This window comes from Asanoa iriomotensis (assembly GCF_016862515.1).
Lineage (GTDB): Bacteria > Actinomycetota > Actinomycetes > Mycobacteriales > Micromonosporaceae > Asanoa > Asanoa iriomotensis.
On the sequence record NZ_BONC01000021.1, the window covers coordinates 65959 to 84245 of the forward strand.

Genomic DNA, 18287 nt, shown 5'->3' on the forward strand with positions numbered 1-18287 from the left:
ACAGTGTCGCCGACCATGGCGACGTCTGTGGTGCGCGGCGGTTGTGCGAGTGTGCGTCACGATCCCGCCGACGGGACCATACGCGCAAACCGACGAGACACCCGCGTGTCGCCGATCGGCTAGAGGCACCGCCAGACATCGGCGTGTCGCTATTCGGCGTGTCGCACGCTTTCCGCAGGTGAAGGCCGTCCCCAGGAAAGGTGGCACAGGTCCCGCAGCGCACACGGTGTGCGACACGTTCAGGTGGTATCGGGAAATACTTCGGCTCTGTGTAACGGACTCCCCACACGTGGGTGATGTTGGCCCTACTATCTTTGGGTCGGCTCACCCCTTTTGTATGTGAGTCACACCCCTCATCCCCGAGGAGGCCGCTGTGCCCATACATGCGTTGCATAAGCACCTATGTCCGCGTGCACGCGGCCAGGAGGGCGGCAAGTGACGGCCTACAGCTACCCCGACGGCGGCCTGCTCAGCCGCGAGCTGCTCGACGCTCGGCTCGCCCTGGGCGCGGGGCTGTCCGCCCTGCGCCGGTCACTGCACGAGATGCGGAGCCTCGACGTCCGAGGTGACGGATCCACCTGGCGCGGCGACGGATCCGTCGCCGACGGGGGCGCCCGGCGGACCCGCAACCGCCCGCACACCGACCTGCCCGGCCGTCCGATCGGCCCGGGCAGCAACGCCAAGCAGGTCAACGGCAACCGGGTCGGCGCACCCAACCGGCCGACCATGCCGGCCCAGCCCGGCCCCGGGCACAGCCCCGCGGATGCCGCCGACGCCACCACCGTCCTGCCCGCGGTCCCGCCGATCGCCGAGCAGCGCACGGGCGGCTCGGGCGGCTCGGGCGGCTCCGGCGGCGCACCGACGCAGTACCCGTCGCGCCCCGACCCGTCCGACCCCGCCACCGAGGTCTGGACCCTGGTCGAGCGGGCACAGGCCGGCGAGGCCGAAGCGTTCGGGCTGATCTACGACCGCTACGTCGACACCGTCTTCCGGTTCGTCTACTTCCGGGTCGGCAACCGGCAGCTCGCCGAGGACCTGACCTCCGACACGTTCCTGCGCGCCCTCAAGCGCATCGGCAGCTTCACCTGGCAGGGCCGCGACCTGGGCGCCTGGCTGGTCACGATCGCCCGCAACCTGGTCGCCGACCACTTCAAGTCGGGCCGCTACCGGCTCGAGGTGACCACCGGCGACGTGCTCGACGCCGACCGCGAGGACCGCGGCCCCGAGGGCAGCCCCGAGGCCGCCGTCGTCGACCACATCACCAACGTGGCGTTGCTCACCGCGGTCAAGCAGCTCAACCCCGAGCAGCAGGAGTGCATCGTGCTGCGCTTCCTGCAGGGCTTCTCGGTGGCCGAGACCGCGCAGGCCATGGGCAAGAACGAGGGCGCGATCAAGGCACTGCAATACCGCGCGGTCAGAGCCCTCGCACGCCTGCTGCCCGACGGGTTCCAACCGTGACGGGTGGCGGGCGCCCCGTAACTTTTCGTGCCTTACGACCGTTGGACTCGATGCGTCCGGAGATGGGTCTCCATCCCGGCATCACTGTCGTAACCAGCGAAGGGGGGTGCCCGCGGTGAACTCCGTGCTTTTCCACCGGCGGCGCGCCGAGCGCTTCGCCCAGCTTCTCGACGAGGCCCACGGCGGCCGTCGTCACCACGTACGGTCTCCGGTCGACAACGATCTCGCAGATGTCGTGGCTGTCGGGCATCGGGTGTCGGCGCTCAAACACTCGGTCGACGTCGACGTCGACCCCGAGTTCCGGATGGGCCTGCGGGCGATGCTCGTCGCCGCGGCCGAGCGCGAAGGGATCGGCAACATCGCCGACACCGGCGCGACGGTCGACCTGCAGGCCTTCCGGGCCGCGGCGACCGCGCCGAAGCAGCGGGCCCGCCGGCTGCGCACCCGCGGCGCGATCCTGGCCGGCGTCGCCGTCGGCGCGATCGCGATCTCGGGCATGTCGGCCGCCAGCGAGAATGCTGTGCCCGGCGACGCGCTCTACGGCGTCAAGCGGTCCACCGAGCGGGCCCAGCTCGCCCTGGCCAGCTCGGACCTGTCCAAGGGCCAGCTGTTCCTCGACTTCGCCCGCAACCGCCTCGACGAGGCCAACGCGGTCCGCGAGAGCGACGGGTTCGCCAACGCGCTCGACGACATGGACGCCAACACCACCGAAGGCGTGCGGCTGCTCACCACGACCGCGACCCAGCGGCACGAGACGGCCGCCCTCGACGCGATCGACGCGTTCCTCAAGCACCAGCGCACCGAGGTCGGCGACCTGATGGGCACCACGACGGGCGCCCGCCAGAAGCGCGCGATGGACTCGGTCGGCCTGCTGCTCTCGGTGGAGAAGCGCAGCGACGAGCTGCGGCGCGGTCTCGAGTGCGGCGCCGACAGCAAGGGCTCCGACGCGCTCGGCCCGCTGCCGGGGTCGTGCCCCGCCGGCAGCGCACCGGCCGACGGCCCGGCCGGCAAGTCGCAGCCCGGCAACGGCCGGAGCAACGAGGAAGTGCGGCCCGAGAAGACCGACCCGCAGCCCGGCACGTCCGGCGCACCGGCCGGCACCGGCTCGGCCGACCGGGTCGCGCCCAGCCCGGCGCCCGGCACGCCCACCCCGACACCCAGCAAGAGCGGGAACATCGTCGAAGACCTCGGCGACCTGCTCGGCGGCATCGTCCCTTAGGGCCGCCCCCCGGCTTAACTCGATCGGGGCGTTCCCCACCTCGGGGAACGCCTCGATCGCTGAAGTGGTGCGTTCGGGCGGCTACCCTCGTTCGAGGGCCCCAGGGCGATCGGGAGGTAGCTGCGTGGCATCGGAGCACCGGCTGACCATCAGCACGGACGCACAGGGGCACACCGCGGGCTGGGCCGAGGCCGAGCTCGACGCGGCACTCGCGGTCGACGTCGACAAGAGCGCGGCCGCGTTCTTCGACATCGACAACACGATGCTCCAGGGCGCCTCGATCTACTGGATCGCCCGCGGGCTGGCCGCCCGGCGTTACTTCACCACCAGCGACCTGGCCCGGTTCGCCTGGCAGCAGGCACGCTTCCGGCTGCTCGCGGCCGAGCACGCGGGCGACATGTCGCAGGCCAAGAAGGTGGCGCTGGCGTTCATCGAGGGCTGGCGGGTCGACGACATCGAACGGCTCACCGAGGAGATCTTCGACGAGCTGATGGCGCCGCGGATCTTCTCCGGCACCCGGTCGCTGGCCCAGCTCCACCTCGACTCCGGCGAGCGGGTCTGGCTGGTCAGCGCCGCTCCGGTGGAGATCGGGCGGGTCATCGCGCAGCGGCTCGGGCTGACCGGTGCGATCGGCACGGTGGCCGAGGTGGTCGACGGTGCCTACACGGGCCGGCTGGTCGGCGACCTCATGCACGGCCCGGCCAAGGCCGACGCGATCAACCAGCTCGCCAACGTCGAGGGGCTCGACCTGCGCCGGTGCACGGCGTACAGCGACTCGATCAACGACCTGCCGATGCTGTCCGCGGTCGGCACCGCGGTGGCCGTCAACCCCGACAACGCACTGCGCCGGGCCGCCCGGGAGCAGGGCTGGGAGATGCGCGACTTCCGCACCGGCCGCAAGGCGGCCAAGGTGGCGGTGCCGTCGACGCTGGCCGCGGGCCTGGTGGCCGGCGCGATCACCACCGCGCTGGCCGTGCGCCGCCGCCGACGCGGGCTGTAAAGGTCAGCGGCCGAACGGGTCCGGGCGGCGTTCGAGCAGGGTGTGCAGGGTCTGCTGGATGGTCTCGCGGACCTGGTCGGCCAGGTTGAACACGACCAGCGGGTCGTCGGCCTGGTCCTGCAGGTGCGCGGTGGGGATCGGCGTCGAGAACTCGATCAGCCACTTGCTCGGCAGCGGCACCATGCCCAGCGGGCCCAGCCACGGGAACGTCGGCGTCACCGGGAAGTAGGGCAGGCCGAGCAGCCGGGCCAGCGGCTTGATGTCGGCCAGCATCGGGTAGATCTCCTCGGCGCCGACGATCGCGGCCGGGACGATCGGGGTGCCGGTGCGCAGGGCCGCCGAGACGAAACCACCCCGGCCGAAGCGCTGGAGCTTGTAGCGCTGCGCGTACTGCTTGCCGACGCCCTTGAAGCCCTCGGGGAACACGCCGACGAGCTCGCCGGCGCGCAGCAGCCGCTCGGCGTCGGGGTTGCAGGCGACCGTGCCGCCCGACTTGCGCGCCAGTTCCGAGACGATCGGCATCCGGAACACCAGGTCGGCGCCGAGCAGCCGCAGGTGGCGCTGGTTGGGGGTGCGGTCGTTGAGGGCCGTGGCCAGCATGAGCGCGTCGAGCGCGACGGTGCCGGAGTGGTTTCCCACCACCAGGGCCGGGCCGTCCGCCGGCAGGTTCTCCACGCCGAACACCTCGGTGCGGAACCAGTCGCGGTAGAGCAGCCGCAGGATCGGCAGGAACACCTTGTCGGTCAGCTCGGGGTCGAAGCCGAACTCGTCGACCTCGTAGTCGCCGGCCAGCCGGCGGCGCAGGAACGCCAGGCCCTTGGCCACCCGCTCGTCCCAGATGTCGCCCGGCCCGTCGGGCACCGCGGGCGGCAGCGGCGCCGGGTGGTGCCCGTTGCTCCTGGCCGCGGGGACGGCGCCGTTGGCCGCGGGCGGGTCGACCTTGAACTCGGCCGCCGGGATGATCCGTGCGGTGCCGTTGGTCTTCTGCGCCGGCGTCCGGCGGGCGGGCTTGCGGGCGCTCTTGCGTGGTGCCCGGTCGGGCCGGCCCTGATCGTCGCTGGGCCGATCGTTTCGCTCGGTCATGACGGCTCCCCACTCCGTGGTGACCCGCCCTGCCCGGGCGGACTGAGCCGATGATGCCCTCGCCAAAGCTCGGTCATGAGTTCTCCTGCACGGTGGCGCGTGCCTGCCGGATCCCGTCGAGGATCGCCCGTTCCGCGACGGCGAGCTGGTCCCGGCGGAGCACCGCACCGCCGCGGTGGCCGTCGACGAAGTCGTCGAACGAGTCGGCCGTGCTGCGCGGGGTGTAGTCGAACTCCCGGACCAGCTTGGTGGTGTCGACCACCCGGCCGTGCACGAACAGGTCGACCTGGTCCAGCCCGTAGCCGCTGCGGCCGAGGTTGCGGACGAGGTTGGAGGCCGCGGACAGGCCGGGCTCGAGGACCGGCACCGGAATCCGGCCGGCCCGGCGGATCGCCTGCGACAGCGACAGCACGCCGGCGCCGGCGACGTTGAACGTGCCGCCGTGGTCGTCGACGACCGACCGGTGCACGATCTCCAGCGCGTCCTCGATGTGCAGGAACTGCAGGCGCGGGTCGCGGCCCAGCACGGTGGGCACCACCGGCCGGGCGAAGTAGCGGGTCAGTGTGGTGTCGGCGTTGAAGCCGATGAACGGCGCGAACCGCAGCACGGTCGCGGTGACGTCGGAGCGGCGCCGGCGGAAGCCGCGGACGTAGCCCTCGATGTCGAGGATGTCCCGGGCGAACCCGCCGCGCGGCACCTCGCGGGGTTCGGTGTCCTCGGTGAACACCGCCGGGTCGCGGAACGACGCGCCGTAGGCGGCCGTGGACGACCGCATCACCAGCTTGCGCAGCCGCGGTGCCTGCTGGCAGGCGGCGAGCAGCTGCATCGTGCCGATGACGTTCTGCTCTTTCATCGCGGCCCGCCCGCCGTGCCGCTGGTCGGGCGCGGTGATCAGCGCCAGGTGGACCACCGCCTCGGCCTCGAGGTCGGCGATCACGCTGCTGGCCGACCCCGCGTCGCCACGCACCTGCTCGACCCCGTCGAGCAGGTGGGCGAACTCCGGCGGCGGCGCGTTGGGGTCGAGCCCGACCACGCGGTCGATCCGGTCGTCGCCCGCGAGCCGGGCGGCCACGTGGGCGCCCAGGAACCGGCTGACGCCGGTGACGACAACCGAACCTGTTGGTCGCGACCTCACGTTGGCCTCCGGTCAATGCTCAGGAGGGTGCCGCGCGGACGCACCGAGCCGCTGACGAGGTCAGACCCGGGCCGACGGCCCGGGCTCCTACCTCGTCACTTGCCGAGACGACGGCGCTGGACGCGGGTCTTGCGCAGCAGCTTGCGGTGCTTCTTCTTGGCCATACGCTTGCGGCGCTTCTTGACCACCGAGCCCATACGACAGCCCTCTCCCAGTGAACGTGCGACATGCGCCGGACGACACGGGGAGGTGAAGGCCGACGGCGATCTGACATCGGACCCGACCCGGCCTGCGGGCGCATTGCACCACAGCGGGGTCAGAATCGCGATCCAGGGTACGCGTCGACCGTCACGGCGACCAAAGCGACCCCGGTCGCGGGACCGAAGCAGCCCCGCGACCGGCTCCTGGTCGCTCTTATGCGGACTCTTGGAACGCGCCGCGTAGGTATTCGTTCACAGCGTGCTCCGGAACCCGGAACGATCGACCGACGCGCACCGCGGTGAGATCACCCGAATGCACCAAGCGGTAGACCGTCATCTTCGACACCCGCATCAATGTCGCCACTTCGGCGACCGTGAGGAACTTGACCTCCGACAGCCTGTCGGCTTGTGGTGATCCTGCCATGGCTCACCAACCAATCCATCCCCGGCGCGCGCCCTCAGTCGCGCGTGTAACTAGTACGGTAACGGTGCCGCTGTTACCGGCGCGATGCCTTCGCGGGTTTGATCATGATCCGTCAAGTCAACTCACCGAGTTTTCCCGAAATTACCCCCTAAAGGGGACATTTCACGGGGTGTCGGATGGCTCGCGGCGCCGGTGCGGCCCGCCACACGCGCCCCACCAGCACCGACGTCGATCAGCCGGCGGCCGCCCGCACCGCCGCCACGCATTGATCGTTGAGCACCGACCAGGGCTCGCCGAAGACCTCGCGGCTCGCGTCGTCGATCGGCATCCGGTCGTGGGTGACCGCCTTCATGAATGCCAGCACGTCGGGCTCACCGAAGCGCTCCGCGAGCTGGCGGACGGCGAGATAGCCGATGCCGTACGCACCGGCGACCTCCCAGTCGGCCGCGCCGTCCGCGATCTTGAGGTCGTCCAGGGGGCCGTTCCAGCCGCGCTCCTTGACCACCTTGCGGACCTCCTCGATGCCCTCGTAGGACTGCGGCGCCGCACCGCCCGAGGCCGCCAGCTCCGCGATGCCCTCGACCAGCCACCAGGCCGACGTCGGGAACCCGTCGGAGGGCATCGTCGAGGCGTGCGTCATCTCGTGCCGGAGCAGGTCGTCGAGCTTGTTGCGCTGCGGTGCGGCCGCGTTGACCACCACGTCGACCTGCTTGCCGCCGACCGGCAGCGCGTAGCCCGCGGTCCACGCCGGGCGGTTGCCGCCGAACCAGCGCTTCCACTCCGCGGTGCCCGCGTAGAAGACCTCGTAGTGCGCCGGGGGCGGCCCGCCCACCGCGTACCGGTCGGCCACCACGGCGGCCTTCTCCGCCTCGGCCAGCACCGTGGGCAGCTGCGCCCGCAGGGCCGGCGTCGTGGCCACCAGGACCCGCTTGCCGGTCGCGACCACCAGCGTGGAGACCTCCCACGGGCGGGGGCCGTCGTACGTGGACATGGACGGCTCGATGCCGACCAGCGTGAGCCCGGCCGGGGTGTCGGTCCAGACCGTGCCGTAGGTGATGGTCATCGGTTGGCAGTCGGGCTCGACGAAGCAGTGCCGCACCTCGATCAGCGTGCGCCACTTGCGCGAGCCCACCGACGACGGCAGGGAGTCGGCCGAGGGCGCCCACTTGGTGACCTTCATGGCCCGCAGGGACGCGAACTGCGCCCGCAGGGTCGCCGCCGCCGGGCTCGCCGGGTCGGCGGTCGCGAGGAAGCCGGCCTGGTCTCCGGCCAGGAGCGCGGTGCCCTGCGCGGTCAGCGCCGCACCGATCTGGTCGCGCAGCCAGGTCGCGGTGACCCGTTCCGCGTCGCCCGCGACGGGACTGCGGGCCGGCTGCGCCTTGGGTGCGGGGGTCGCCGGCCAGGCCGGCGAGTCGAGCCCCCGGAACACGACGACGCCCACCCCGACCGGGGCGGCGCACAGCACGAGCGCGGCCACCAGGCCGAGGGAAAGCCACAACGACGTCCGCCGGCGTGGTGCCGGCGCACCTGTCTCCTCAGCCATCCGGGCGAGATTAAAGCCAACCACCCGATCAGGGGATCAGCCCTTCGGCCGAGCTATTTTCGCGATTTGACGGCGCGGGCGAAGAACAGCAGGTTGGCGGGGCGCTCGGCCAGGCGGCGCATCATGTAGCCGTACCAGTCGGTGCCGTAGGGCACGTAGACCCGCACCGTGTAGCCCTCGCCGCTCAGCCGCAGCTGCTCGTCGGGGCGCACACCGTGCAGCAGCTGGAACTCGAACGCGTCGGGCGAGCGGTCGAACCAGCGGGCGCGGTCCTCGCCGATCGCGATCAGCCGCGGGTCGTGGGTGGCCAGCATCGGGTAGCCCTCGCCGGACATCAGGATGTTCATGCACCGCACGTAGGACTTGTCGACATCGAGCGCCGACTGGAACGCCACCGACTCGGGCTCCTTGTATGCGCCCTTGCACAGCCGCACCCGGGAGCCGAGCGTGGCCAGCTCGCGGCAGTCGGCCTCGGTGCGGCGCAGGTAGGCCTGCAGCACGGCGCCCGTGGTCGGGTAGTCGAGCCGGAGCTTGGCCAGGATCTCGAGAGTGGAGTCGGTGGTGGTGTGGTCCTCCATGTCGAGGGTCACCGTGGTGCCGGCGTTCGACGCGGCCACGCAGATCTGCCGGGCCAGGTCGTACGCGAGCTGCTCGTCGAACTTCTGGCCGAGCGCGGAGAGCTTGACGCTGACCTCGGCGGCGGGGGTCAGGCCGGCGCCGCCCAGGGCCGCGAGCATCGCGAGGTATTCATCCTTGATGGCCGTCGCCTGATCGGGCGTAACCGTGTCCTCGCCGAGGTGGTCGAGGGTGACCGCGAGCCCGCTGCCGACGAGGTCGCGGGTGGTGTGCAGCGCGTCGTCGGCGGTGACGCCGGCGATGAAGCGGTGTACGACGTCCCGGGTCAACGGGGCCGTCTCGACGAGCCGCTCGACCCGGGATGACCGGGAGGCGGCAAGGATGACCGAACGGAGCATGCCCGCAGCGTAACGCCCGTCCACGTGAGTCTCTCGGCGAGCTTGGCAGCCGGCCATGATCACTTAGCGGAGGGGCACGGTCGCGGAGTGACCCGACGGACGAGGCACCGGACTGTCGCGTCGTCTACGGTTGTCGGGTGAACTTCGATGCGTACGCGCGCACCGCCGTTGACCTGGTCAACGCCCCGATGGAGGGCATCGACGACCTGCGGGCCGTTTTCAGCGGCGACAACGCCTGGATGTGCGACGCCGTCACCGAGCGTGATGTTGCGACCTTCCGCCGTGCCCAGCGGCGACTGCGCGAGGTCTTCCAGCTCGGCAGCACGGAACGCGACTCCGAGGCGGTCAACGAAATCAACTCGCTGCTGAAGGACCATCCGGTCCAGCCGCGGATCTCCGGCCACGACGCCAGCGACTGGCACATGCACGTCACCAGCCGCGGCGCGACGGCCAGCGCCGAGTTCCTCGCCGGCGCGGTGTGGGGCCTGGCGGTCTGGCTGACCACCCACGGCAGCGCCCGGTTCGGCGTCTGCGCCGACGACCGGTGCGGCAACGTCTACCTCGACACGTCGTCCAACAACTGCCGGCGGTTCTGCTCGGAACGCTGCGCCACCCGCTCGCACGTCGCGGCCCACCGGGCGCGCAAGCGGGCGACCCTCGCTGCTGTCTAGACCTTGGCCGGGGCCGGCAGGTGGGCGCGCGCGTACTCCAGCGCCGCCCGCAGGTCGGCCTCGCGGATCGCGCGGCTCTTGGCGCCCCGGGTGTTGACCTCCACGGCGATCGCGCCGCGGAAGCCCCGCCCGGCCAGCGACTCGAGCAGCTCGCCGCAGGGCTGGTTGCCGCGCCCCGGCACCAGGTGCTCGTCACGGCCTTCGCCGCTGCCGTCGCCGAGGTGGACGTGCTTGAGCCCGTCGCCCATCGCGTCGGCCATGGCGAGCGCGTCGACCCGCGACGCCGCGCAGTGCGACAGGTCCAAGGTGTACGCGTCGAAGCCCGTGTCGGTCGGGTTCCAGCCCGGCTGGTAGGGGACGAACTCGCGCCCCGCCATGCGTACCGGGAACATGTTCTCGATCGCGAAGGTCAGGTCGCTGTGCTTGTTGGCGATCCGGTCGAGCCCCGGCTGGAACGAGCGGGCGTAGTCGCGCTGCCAGGTGAACGGCGGGTGCACGACCACGGTCGGCGCCTCCACCGCCTCGGCCAGCTCGGCCGCCCGGCGCAGCCGCTCCCAGGGGTCGGAGCTCCACACCCGCTGGGTGACCAGCAGGCAGGGCGCGTGGACGGAGAGCACCGGGACGCCGTAGTGGTGAGCCAGCCCGCGCAGGGCGCCGGCATCCTGGCTCACCGCGTCGGTCCAGACCATGACTTCGACGCCGTCGTAGCCCAGGGCGGCGGCCATCTCGAAGGCCGCGGCGGTCGGCTCGGGGAAGACCGATGAGCTTGACAGCAGTACGGGGGTGCGCGAGGTCACGACTGTCAGGGTAGCCCTAGGTGGCATGGACCACTCGGACGAGCCGCCCCAAAATAAGCCGTTTAGGCAGATTCAAGCTGATCGAGGCGCCTGAGGATCACGCCTTCGCGGAGCGCCCACGGGCAGATGTCGACGGCGTCGATGTGCATGCGGCGCAGCACCGCCTCCGCCACCACCGCGCCGGCCAGCAGTTGGTGCGAGCGGCTGGCGCTGACCCCCTCCAGCTCGTAGACCTGGCGCGGCGGGATCAGCCGGATGAACCCGAGCACCTGCCGCAGGCCGTGGGTCTGCAGGGCCCGCGGCTCCCAGAGCCCCTGCCGGGACGGCGCCGCGCCGGCCAGCCGGGCCAGGGTGCGGAACGTCTTCGAGGTCGCGACCGCGCGGTCCCACTTGACGTCGGACAGCTTCGCGCCGGCGGACGCGAGCTGCTTCTCCACGTACGCCTGGAGGTCGTCGACGGTCTTCGGCGCCGGCGGGTTCGAGGTGTCGTGGTCGACGCCCAGGCGCTCGCGGCTGAGCCGCCCGGCACCCAGCGGCAGCGACATCGCCAGGTCCGGCGTCTCGTCGATGCCGGCCGCGATCTCCAGCGAGCCGCCGCCGATGTCGAGCACCAGCAGCCGCCCGGCGGACCAGCCGAACCAGCGGCGCACGGCGAGGAAGGTGGCCCGCGCCTCGTCGGCGCCGGAGAGCACCTGCAGGCGCACACCCGTCTCCTTGCGGACCCGCTGCAGCACGTCCTGCGAGTTGGTCGCGTCCCGGACCGCCGACGTGGCGAACGCCAGCAGGTCGTCGGCGCGCAGCCGGCGTGCGCTGGCCTGCGCGTCGTGCACGGCCTTGACCAGGGCGTCGGCGCCCGCCTTGGTGAGCGCGCCGTCGGGGCCGATCTGCTCGGCCAGCCGCAGCACGGCCTTCTCCGAGTGCGCCGGCCACGGGTGCGCGCCGTGGTGGGCGTCGACCAGCAGCAGGTGCACGGTGTTGGAACCGACGTCGAGCACGCCCAGCCTCATGACCGCACCCTATGACGCCTGTCGGCATACCGTGCGGCACGCGGGTGCGAACGTGATCGGGGCGTAGGCTTGTTCGGTGCCAGCACGCAACCAGCTCCGCGTTCTCGTGGACGCCACCGATGACCCCCGCAGCCGCGAGGTCGACCTCGACTTCCCGCGGGAGTGGGTGGAGTTCTTCGATCCCGAGGACCCCAAGCACCTCATCCGTGCCGACCTGACCTGGCTGCTCTCCCGCTGGACGTGCATCTTCGGCAAGGGCTGCCACGGCATCATCGAGGGCCGGGCCGCCGACGGCTGCTGCTCGCACGGCGCGTTCTTCACCGACTCCGACGACGAGGCCCGGGTCCGCGGCGCGGTCAAGCGGCTGACGCCGGAGACCTGGCAGCACCACGTGCGCGGGTTCAAGAACTACACCGAGATGGACACGGTCGACGGCAAGACGCCGGCGCGGCGCACCGCGACACAGGGCCCCGACGGCCCGTGCGTGTTCCTCAACGACCCCGACTTCCCGGCCGGCGGCGGCTGCGCACTGCACGCCCAGGCCCTGCGCGACGGCGTGCACCCGCTGGAATACAAGCCCGACGTGTGCTGGCAGCTCCCGGTGCGCCGCGACCAGGACTGGCACAAGCGCCCCGACGGCACGAAGATCCTGATCACCACGCTGACCGAGTTCGACCGCCGCGGTTGGGGCTCCGGCGGCCACGACCTGCACTGGTGGTGCACGTCGTCACCGGAGGCCCACGTCGGCCGCGAGGCGATGTGGCAGTCCTACGAGCCGGAGCTGACGGCGCTGGTCGGCAAGTCGGCCTACGCGAAGCTGGCCGAGCTGTGCGCGGCCCGCTCACGCCGCGGCCTGGTCGCCCCGCACCCCGCGGACCCGAAGCGCCGCCTCCCGATCGCCCGCGCGGGCAACCTGACCGGCAGCGCCGAGCCCGCCACCCCGCGCAAGAAGCGCTAGCCGATGCACCCCCGGAGACCGGCCGCGATCTCCGGGACCTCTCGGATTTTCCCCGCTGCCACGCCGATCGTCAGCTCGTAGGCGAGATCCTCGTCGAGCGGCTCCGTCGCGATTCCGTTCCTGTCGAGAAACGCCAAGGTGGACACCAGGCCGGTCCGCTTGTTGCCGTCGACGAACGGGTGGTTTGCGATGAGCGAATGCATCAGCGCCGCGGCCTTGTCCCAGACGTCGGTGTATGTCTCGACACCGAAGACAACGGTCTGCGGTCGAACCACTGCCGAGCTCAGCAACCCCGGGTCGCGCAGCTCGCCGCCGGCTCCGATCTCGTCGGCAATGGCCATAACGTCGGCGACCGTCAGATAGAGGGTCATTCGGCGAGCCGATCGAGGAGCGGCGCATGTCGGTCGGCGAACCGGCGGGCGAACGCCCGAGCCTGGTCGCTGGCCACCTGGTCCGGCAGGTCCGCAGGCACGAGAGCAGCCGCGCGCCGACCGTGCCGGCTGAGGTAGATCACCTTTCCGGACTCGGCCTCGTCGACAAGGTCCGCGAGGCGGGCGCGGGCCTCGCTGACGGAGATCTCTAGCTCTGCGGGCGGTAGCGGCTCAGCACTCATACCCGAAATTGTACAACCGATGTACGGTCTACGGCTCGAACTTGTAGCCCAGGCCGCGGACCGTGACGATGAAGCGCGGGGTCGAGGGCTCCGGTTCGACCTTCGAGCGCAGGCGCTTGACGTGCACGTCGAGGGTCTTCGTGTCGCCGACGTAGTCGGCGCCCCAGACGCGGTCGATCAGCTGGCCCCGGGTGAGCACCCGGCCCGCGTTGCGCAGCAGCAGTTCGAGCAGCTCGAACTCCTTGAGCGGCAGCTGGACCGCCGAGCCGTCGACCGTGACCACGTGGCGCTCGACGTCCATCCGGACCGGGCCCGCCGACAGGGTCGGCACGTCCGGCTCCGTGGTCTCCGTGCCCTGGCGGCGCAGCACCGCCCGGATCCGGGCGACCAGCTCGCGCGGCGAATAGGGCTTGGTGACGTAGTCGTCGGCGCCGATCTCCAGGCCGACCACCTTGTCGATCTCGCTGTCCCGGGCGGTCACCATGATGATCGGCACCCGCGACCGCTGCCGGAGCTGCCGGCAGACCTCCGTGCCGGACATCTCCGGCAGCATCAGGTCCAGCAGCACGATGTCGGCGCCGGTCCGGTCGAACTCGGTCAGCGCCGAGGTGCCGGTCGGTGCGACCGAAACCTCGAAACCCTCCTTGCGCAGCATGTACGAGAGGGCATCGGAGAACGACTCTTCGTCCTCGACCACGAGCACGCGGGCCACGGACTTTCCTTCCTTACCGCTCGGATCGGCTCGACTCGACCGATCCGGTCACGATCTCAATAGAGGGGGGTAGCGGGAGGGCGGCGTCCGGCGGGCTCGCCGGAAGCCGGAGGGTGAACGTCGAACCCTCCCCAAGTGTGCTGACGACGTCTATGCGGCCACCATGGTTGGTGGCGATGTGCTTCACGATCGCGAGGCCCAGTCCGGTGCCGCCGGTGGCCCGGGAGCGCGCGCGGTCGGCGCGGTAGAACCGCTCGAAGATTCGGTCGACCTCGTCGGGCGCGATCCCGATGCCCTGGTCGGCCACCGACAGCTCGACGGTGTCGTCGTCGAGGGCGGTCGAGATGGTGATCCGGGTCTGTTCCTTCGAGTACGCGATCGCGTTCTCGACCAGGTTGGCCAGCGCGGTGGCCATCTGGCTGTCGCTGCCGTAGACGGTGAGCCCGCGCTTGCCGTCGACCACGACCTCGATGTCCCGGGCGGAGGCGGTCGTGCGGGTGCGGTCGATCACCTCGGCGACGACCCAGTCCAGCGAGACCGGCTCCGGGTCGGGCAGCGGGTCGGCACCCTGCAGCCGGGCCAGGTCGAGCAGCTCGTTGACCAGCCGGCCGAGCCGGGTCGACTCGTGCTGGATCCGCTCGGCGAACCGGCGGGCGGCGGCCACGTCCTCTTCGGGACCGGCGCCGGGCTGCGGGCCCACGTTGGTCGGGTCGGTGGCGTCGAGCAGCGCCTCGGCCAGCAGTTGGAGCGCGCCGATCGGGGTCTTCAGCTCGTGGCTGACGTTGGCGACGAAGTCCCGGCGCACCCGGCCGACGCGGTGCGCCTCGGTGACGTCGGCCGCCTCGACCGCGACGAAGTTGCCGCCGAGGCCGACCGCGCGCAGGGCGACGCCGAGGGGGTCGTTGTCACCGCGGGGCAGGTCCAGCTCGACCTCTCGGCGGACGCCGGAGCGGCGGACCTGGCCGGCCAGGGTACGGATGATCGGGTGCGCGGCGATGCTGCCCGGAGTGCCGGCCGAACGCAGCAGGCCCATCGCCCGTGCCGCGGGGTTGACCAGCACCACCGTGTCGTCCCCGTCGAGCACCACGACGCCGACCCGGAGCGAGTCGAGGCTCTTCCGACCCAGTCCCGGTTGCGGATCGTGCATCGCCTGCCTTCCCTCGCCAGCAGCGCGGGTAGCGGCGACGGGCGCTGATCCCCGCCGCCTGACACGCGGGATCAGCGATCCGGCGGCGAAGCCCGCCAACAGACTGACGCACACGCCAGCCACGATCGCCCATTCCACGAGGCGATCGTAGGGTCATTGTTAACGAACAGGCTGGTCGGGCCGGGCAAACCGGGCGCGTATCGCACAATGTTCACCGGCCGGCTCAGCTCCGTTCACTGGCGTTCTGTGACGTACACCTACCGTGAACCGGACATAAGTCGAAGCGTGACCGGACAATACTCTTCGGTCACATCCCTTCCACCACCGACACACCGTTTGTTCAGGAGCACCGAGATGGCCTTGCGCGAAGAGTTCCGCGCCGACCTGCACATCGTCAGCCAGTTGCTGGTCGACATGGCGGAGGCGGTCCGCACCGCGATGAGCGAGGCGACCAAGGGATTGCTGCACGCGGACCGCGCCGCGGCGGAGGACGTGGTCGCCCGCGACGCCGAGGTCGACGCCCTCTACCAGCAGGTGGAGGAGCGGGTCACCGACCTGATGGCGCGCCAGGCGCCGGTGGCCAGCGACCTGCGGGTGCTGATCACGGCCCTGCAAGTGGCCGCCGACCTGGAGCGGATGGGCGACCTGGCCGACCACGTGGCCAAGACGGCCCTGCGCCGGCACCCGTCACCCGCGGTCCCGGCCGAGCTGCGGGCGGTCTTCACCGCCAAGGCGGAGGTCGCCGACAAGATGGCCGCCAAGATCGCCAAGGTGCTGTCGAAGCTCGACCCGGTCGCGGCCGCGGAGTTGGAGACCGACGACGACGCGATGGACGACCTGCACGTCGACCTGTTCAAGGTGATGCTGAGCGACGACTGGCCGTACGGCGCCGAGACGGCGATCGACGGCGCGCTGCTCGGCCGCTTCTACGAGCGCTTCGCGGATCACGCGGTGAACGCCGGCCACCATGTCGTGTATCTGGTGACCGGCGAACAGAGCTGAATGGTTCGGTCGCTCCGCAGCGCCGGGAAGCTCGTGTGGTGCGGCACCGTCCGACCATTGCTTCGCTCGGCCACGGCACCGCACCACACGAGCGCGCTGCTCCACTCCCTCACGTGGCCAGGCGCCGTCCGGCTCAAGGTTGTAGCGCCGGTTCAGCGTCCCTGGTTCGCGACGGCCGCCGCTGACTCGGCGGCGGCCTCCGGGTCGAGGTAGGCGCCGCCGGCGGTGACCGGGCGCAGGTTGGCGTCCAGGTCGTAGCGCAGCGGGATCCCGGTCGGGATGTTCAGCTTGGCGATCGCCTCGTCCGAGATGCCGTCGAGGTGCTTGACCACCGCCCGCAGCGAGTTGCCGTGCGCGGCGACCAGCACCGTCCTGCCGGCCAGCAGGTCCGGCACGATCGCGTCGTACCAGTACGGCAGCGTGCGGCCCAGCACGTCCTTGAGGCACTCGGTGTCCGGCATCAGCTCGGGCGGCAGGGTCGCGTAGCGCGGGTCACCGGTCTGCGCCCACTCGTCGCCCGGTTCGATCGGCGGCGGCGGCACGTCGTACGACCGGCGCCAGAGCATGAACTGCTCCTCGCCGTACTCGTCGAGCGTCTGCTTCTTGTTCTTGCCCTGCAGCGCGCCGTAGTGGCGCTCGTTGAGGCGCCACGACCGGCGCACCGGGATCCACGACCGGCCGGCCTCGCCCAGCGCGAGCTCGCTGGTGCGGATCGCGCGGCGCAGCACGCTCGTGTGCACCACGTCGGGCAGCAGGTCGTGCTCGCGCAGCAGGGCACCGCCGCGCCGGGCCTCGGTCTCGCCCTTCGCGGTCAGGTCGACGTCGACCCAACCGGTGAACAGGTTCTTCGCGTTCCACTCGCTCTCGCCGTGCCGGAGCAGCACCAACGTCCCCACAGTCATGTCGCCATCCTCGCGCAGCCGGCTGGGCGGCCCGCAACCGCCCGGCGTGACGACCGCCATGCGGTAATCCAGGTGACTTCCAGGGTGCTCGCAATTTAGGTTGCGTAAGGCCGTCGCGGAGTGACGGTCATTACCATGGGGGGCCTTGAGTGGTACGAAGCTGGCTGCGCGAGACAACGGGTGGGTTACCGCGGACCTTCTGGTACCTCTGGTGCGGCACCCTGGTCAACCGCCTCGGCGGCTTCGTCCTGATCTTCCTGACCGTCTACCTGACCAAGGAACGCGGCTTCAGCGACATCCAGGCCGGCCTCGTGGTCGGCCTGTGGAGCGCCGGCGGCGGGGTCGGCACGATGGTCGGCGGCGTCCTGGCCGACCGCTGGGGCCGGCGGCCGACGCTGCTGCTCGCGCACACCGGCGGCGCCGCGATGATGGTGCTGCTCGGCTTCTCCCGGCCGTTCCTCATGATCGCCGGCGTCGCGTTCGCCCTCGGCATGTTCGCCGAGGCGGCCCGCCCGGCGTTCGCGGCGATGATGGTCGACGTCGTGCCGGACCGCGACCGGGTCCGCGCGTTCTCGCTCAACTACTGGGCCATCAACCTCGGCTTCGCGTCGGCGGCGATCCTCGGCGGCTTCGCCGCCCACCTCGACTACCTGCTGCTGTTCCTCATCGACGCGGGCGCGACGCTGCTCACCGCGACCATCGTGTTCGTCAAGATCAAGGAGACCCGGCCCACCCGCGGGCCCGTGGCGGCGCACGCCGACCGCGGCGGCCTCGGCACGGTGCTGCGCGACCGGGTGTTCCTGGTGTTCACCGCGGTCAACCTGCTCGCCGCGATGGTGTTCCTCCAGCACATCTCGATGCTGCCGATCGCGATGACCGACGACGGCCTCTCCTCCTCGACGTACGGGTGGGTGATCGCACTCAACGGCGTGCTGATCGTGCTCGGCCAACTGTTCATCCCCAAGCTGATCGCCGGGCACAGCCGGGCCCGCGTGCTCGCGGTCGGCACGATCGTGCAGGGCATCGGCTTCGGCCTGACCGCCGTGGCCGGCAGCGCCTGGCTCTACGCGATGACGGTGCTGGTCTGGACGCTCGGCGAGATGGTCTACTCGCCGACCTCCGCGGCCACCATCGCCGACCTCGCGCCGGCCTCGGTCCGCGGCCGCTACCAGGGTGTTTTCGCGCTCTCCTGGTCGATCGCGGGCTTCACCGCGCCGGTGGCCGGCGGCTTCGTGCGCGACCTGCTCGGCAACAGCGCGCTGTGGATCGGCTGCGCGCTGATCGCGTTGCTGGCCGCCGCGATCAACCTGGCCGCCGGCCCGGCCCGCGAGCGGCGCACGGCCGCCCTCGCGGCCGCCCGGGCGCGGGCGTCCGCTCCGCAGGGCGTGACCAGCGACACCCTGGCGCCCGCCGCCGCGTCTTCGTAGCGTCCCACCGTAAAG

General features: G+C 71.4%; 19 protein-coding genes and 1 pseudogene. 7 read left to right on the forward strand and 13 right to left on the reverse strand.

Annotation, left to right across the window (positions count from 1 at the left end):
• Window positions 1-543: 543 nt before the first annotated feature.
• The 3 genes and pseudogenes from Air01nite_RS16805 to Air01nite_RS16815 all read left to right on the forward strand — a co-directional run bounded on the left by Air01nite_RS16805 (window position 544) and on the right by Air01nite_RS16815 (window position 3677).
• Window positions 544-1458 carry an ECF subfamily RNA polymerase sigma factor, BldN family gene (locus tag Air01nite_RS16805; protein WP_203703429.1) on the forward strand — a complete coding sequence of 305 codons (915 nt, stop codon included), beginning with the start codon at window positions 544-546 and terminating at the stop codon, window positions 1456-1458.
• 115 nt (window positions 1459-1573) lie between these two features.
• Window positions 1574-2437, forward strand: a pseudogene (locus tag Air01nite_RS16810) (DUF5667 domain-containing protein); the annotation flags it as partial.
• A gap of 364 nt (window positions 2438-2801) precedes the next feature.
• Complete coding sequence (locus Air01nite_RS16815; protein WP_203703362.1) at window positions 2802-3677, forward strand: HAD family hydrolase; 876 nt, start codon at window positions 2802-2804, stop codon at window positions 3675-3677.
• A gap of 3 nt (window positions 3678-3680) precedes the next feature.
• Here Air01nite_RS16815 and Air01nite_RS16820 read toward each other — a convergent pair whose 3' ends face one another.
• The 6 genes from Air01nite_RS16820 to Air01nite_RS16845 all read right to left on the reverse strand — a co-directional run bounded on the left by Air01nite_RS16820 (window position 3681) and on the right by Air01nite_RS16845 (window position 9036).
• A complete protein-coding gene (locus Air01nite_RS16820; protein ID WP_239090755.1) occupies window positions 3681-4760 on the reverse strand; it encodes a lysophospholipid acyltransferase family protein in 1080 nt (359 codons plus the stop codon).
• A 73-nt stretch (window positions 4761-4833) separates the two neighbouring features.
• Complete coding sequence (locus Air01nite_RS16825; RefSeq protein WP_203703363.1) at window positions 4834-5895, reverse strand: NAD-dependent epimerase/dehydratase family protein; 1062 nt, start codon at window positions 5893-5895, stop codon at window positions 4834-4836.
• A 95-nt stretch (window positions 5896-5990) separates the two neighbouring features.
• On the reverse strand, window positions 5991-6092 hold the full coding sequence (locus Air01nite_RS16830) for a 30S ribosomal protein bS22 (RefSeq protein WP_007465623.1): 102 nt from the start codon (window positions 6090-6092) through the stop codon (window positions 5991-5993).
• 217 nt (window positions 6093-6309) lie between these two features.
• The gene (locus tag Air01nite_RS16835) at window positions 6310-6519 is read right to left on the reverse strand and encodes a helix-turn-helix domain-containing protein (protein ID WP_089253551.1); all 210 of its coding nucleotides are present in this window, start codon (window positions 6517-6519) and stop codon (window positions 6310-6312) included.
• A 232-nt stretch (window positions 6520-6751) separates the two neighbouring features.
• A complete protein-coding gene (locus Air01nite_RS16840; RefSeq protein ID WP_203703364.1) occupies window positions 6752-8062 on the reverse strand; it encodes a hypothetical protein in 1311 nt (436 codons plus the stop codon).
• Between the two features lie 53 nt (window positions 8063-8115).
• On the reverse strand, window positions 8116-9036 hold the full coding sequence (locus tag Air01nite_RS16845) for a proline dehydrogenase family protein (protein WP_203703365.1): 921 nt from the start codon (window positions 9034-9036) through the stop codon (window positions 8116-8118).
• A 137-nt stretch (window positions 9037-9173) separates the two neighbouring features.
• On the opposite strand from Air01nite_RS16845, the gene Air01nite_RS16850 reads away from it, so the two are divergent.
• Window positions 9174-9707 (forward strand): CGNR zinc finger domain-containing protein, encoded by a 534-nt coding sequence (locus tag Air01nite_RS16850; protein ID WP_203703367.1) that lies wholly within the window; start codon window positions 9174-9176, stop codon window positions 9705-9707.
• Here the strand turns inward: Air01nite_RS16850 and Air01nite_RS16855 are convergent.
• Window positions 9704-10504 (reverse strand): sugar phosphate isomerase/epimerase family protein, encoded by an 801-nt coding sequence (locus Air01nite_RS16855; protein ID WP_203703368.1) that lies wholly within the window; start codon window positions 10502-10504, stop codon window positions 9704-9706. The two genes, Air01nite_RS16850 and Air01nite_RS16855, sit on opposite strands and share 4 nt — an antisense overlap.
• Before the next feature lie 62 nt (window positions 10505-10566).
• Window positions 10567-11511, reverse strand: coding sequence for a Ppx/GppA phosphatase family protein (locus Air01nite_RS16860; RefSeq protein WP_203703369.1), 945 nt, complete (start codon window positions 11509-11511; stop codon window positions 10567-10569).
• Between the two features lie 76 nt (window positions 11512-11587).
• Between Air01nite_RS16860 and Air01nite_RS16865 the strand changes: the two genes are divergently transcribed.
• Window positions 11588-12469 (forward strand): DUF3109 family protein, encoded by an 882-nt coding sequence (locus Air01nite_RS16865; RefSeq protein ID WP_239090756.1) that lies wholly within the window; start codon window positions 11588-11590, stop codon window positions 12467-12469.
• On the opposite strand, the gene Air01nite_RS16870 is transcribed toward Air01nite_RS16865, so the two are convergent.
• The 4 genes from Air01nite_RS16870 to Air01nite_RS16885 are packed head-to-tail and all read right to left on the reverse strand — an operon-like array spanning window position 12466 to window position 15079.
• The gene (locus tag Air01nite_RS16870; protein WP_203703370.1) at window positions 12466-12840 is read right to left on the reverse strand and encodes a type II toxin-antitoxin system death-on-curing family toxin; all 375 of its coding nucleotides are present in this window, start codon (window positions 12838-12840) and stop codon (window positions 12466-12468) included. The two genes, Air01nite_RS16865 and Air01nite_RS16870, sit on opposite strands and share 4 nt — an antisense overlap.
• Window positions 12837-13082 (reverse strand): type II toxin-antitoxin system Phd/YefM family antitoxin, encoded by a 246-nt coding sequence (locus tag Air01nite_RS16875; protein WP_203703371.1) that lies wholly within the window; start codon window positions 13080-13082, stop codon window positions 12837-12839. The genes Air01nite_RS16870 and Air01nite_RS16875 overlap by 4 nt, the downstream gene beginning before the upstream one ends.
• 28 nt (window positions 13083-13110) lie before the next feature.
• Window positions 13111-13794, reverse strand: a complete 684-nt coding sequence (locus tag Air01nite_RS16880; protein WP_203703372.1) for a response regulator — start codon at window positions 13792-13794, stop codon at window positions 13111-13113.
• A 13-nt stretch (window positions 13795-13807) separates the two neighbouring features.
• On the reverse strand, window positions 13808-15079 hold the full coding sequence (locus Air01nite_RS16885) for an ATP-binding protein (protein ID WP_203703373.1): 1272 nt from the start codon (window positions 15077-15079) through the stop codon (window positions 13808-13810).
• Window positions 15080-15301: 222 nt separating this feature from the next.
• Here Air01nite_RS16885 and phoU point away from each other — a divergent pair, with 222 nt between their 5' ends.
• A complete protein-coding gene (gene phoU / locus Air01nite_RS16890; protein WP_203703433.1) occupies window positions 15302-15943 on the forward strand; it encodes a phosphate signaling complex protein PhoU in 642 nt (213 codons plus the stop codon).
• Between the two features lie 152 nt (window positions 15944-16095).
• On the opposite strand, the gene Air01nite_RS16895 is transcribed toward phoU, so the two are convergent.
• Window positions 16096-16845, reverse strand: coding sequence for a phosphoglyceromutase (locus Air01nite_RS16895; RefSeq protein WP_203703374.1), 750 nt, complete (start codon window positions 16843-16845; stop codon window positions 16096-16098).
• A gap of 149 nt (window positions 16846-16994) precedes the next feature.
• Between Air01nite_RS16895 and Air01nite_RS16900 the strand changes: the two genes are divergently transcribed.
• The gene (locus Air01nite_RS16900; protein WP_203703375.1) at window positions 16995-18272 is read left to right on the forward strand and encodes an MDR family MFS transporter; all 1278 of its coding nucleotides are present in this window, start codon (window positions 16995-16997) and stop codon (window positions 18270-18272) included.
• The last annotated feature ends 15 nt before the right edge of the window (window positions 18273-18287 follow it).

What these genes read in the sequence shown, in the direction of transcription:
- Air01nite_RS16875 (WP_203703371.1), bottom strand. Translation starts at nt 13,082, where the DNA reads ATGAGTGCTGAGCCGCTACCGCCCGCAGAGCTAGAGATCTCCGTCAGC.
- Air01nite_RS16845 (WP_203703365.1), bottom strand. Translation starts at nt 9,036, where the DNA reads ATGCTCCGTTCGGTCATCCTTGCCGCCTCCCGGTCATCCCGGGTCGAG.
- Air01nite_RS16860 (WP_203703369.1), bottom strand. Translation starts at nt 11,511, where the DNA reads ATGAGGCTGGGCGTGCTCGACGTCGGTTCCAACACCGTGCACCTGCTG.
- Air01nite_RS16870 (WP_203703370.1), bottom strand. Translation starts at nt 12,840, where the DNA reads ATGACCCTCTATCTGACGGTCGCCGACGTTATGGCCATTGCCGACGAG.
- Air01nite_RS16840 (WP_203703364.1), bottom strand. Translation starts at nt 8,062, where the DNA reads ATGGCTGAGGAGACAGGTGCGCCGGCACCACGCCGGCGGACGTCGTTG.
- Air01nite_RS16835 (WP_089253551.1), bottom strand. Translation starts at nt 6,519, where the DNA reads ATGGCAGGATCACCACAAGCCGACAGGCTGTCGGAGGTCAAGTTCCTC.
- Air01nite_RS16805 (WP_203703429.1), top strand. Translation starts at nt 544, where the DNA reads ATGCGGAGCCTCGACGTCCGAGGTGACGGATCCACCTGGCGCGGCGAC.
- Air01nite_RS16830 (WP_007465623.1), bottom strand. Translation starts at nt 6,092, where the DNA reads ATGGGCTCGGTGGTCAAGAAGCGCCGCAAGCGTATGGCCAAGAAGAAG.
- Air01nite_RS16895 (WP_203703374.1), bottom strand. Translation starts at nt 16,845, where the DNA reads ATGACTGTGGGGACGTTGGTGCTGCTCCGGCACGGCGAGAGCGAGTGG.
- Air01nite_RS16820 (WP_239090755.1), bottom strand. Translation starts at nt 4,760, where the DNA reads ATGACCGAGCGAAACGATCGGCCCAGCGACGATCAGGGCCGGCCCGAC.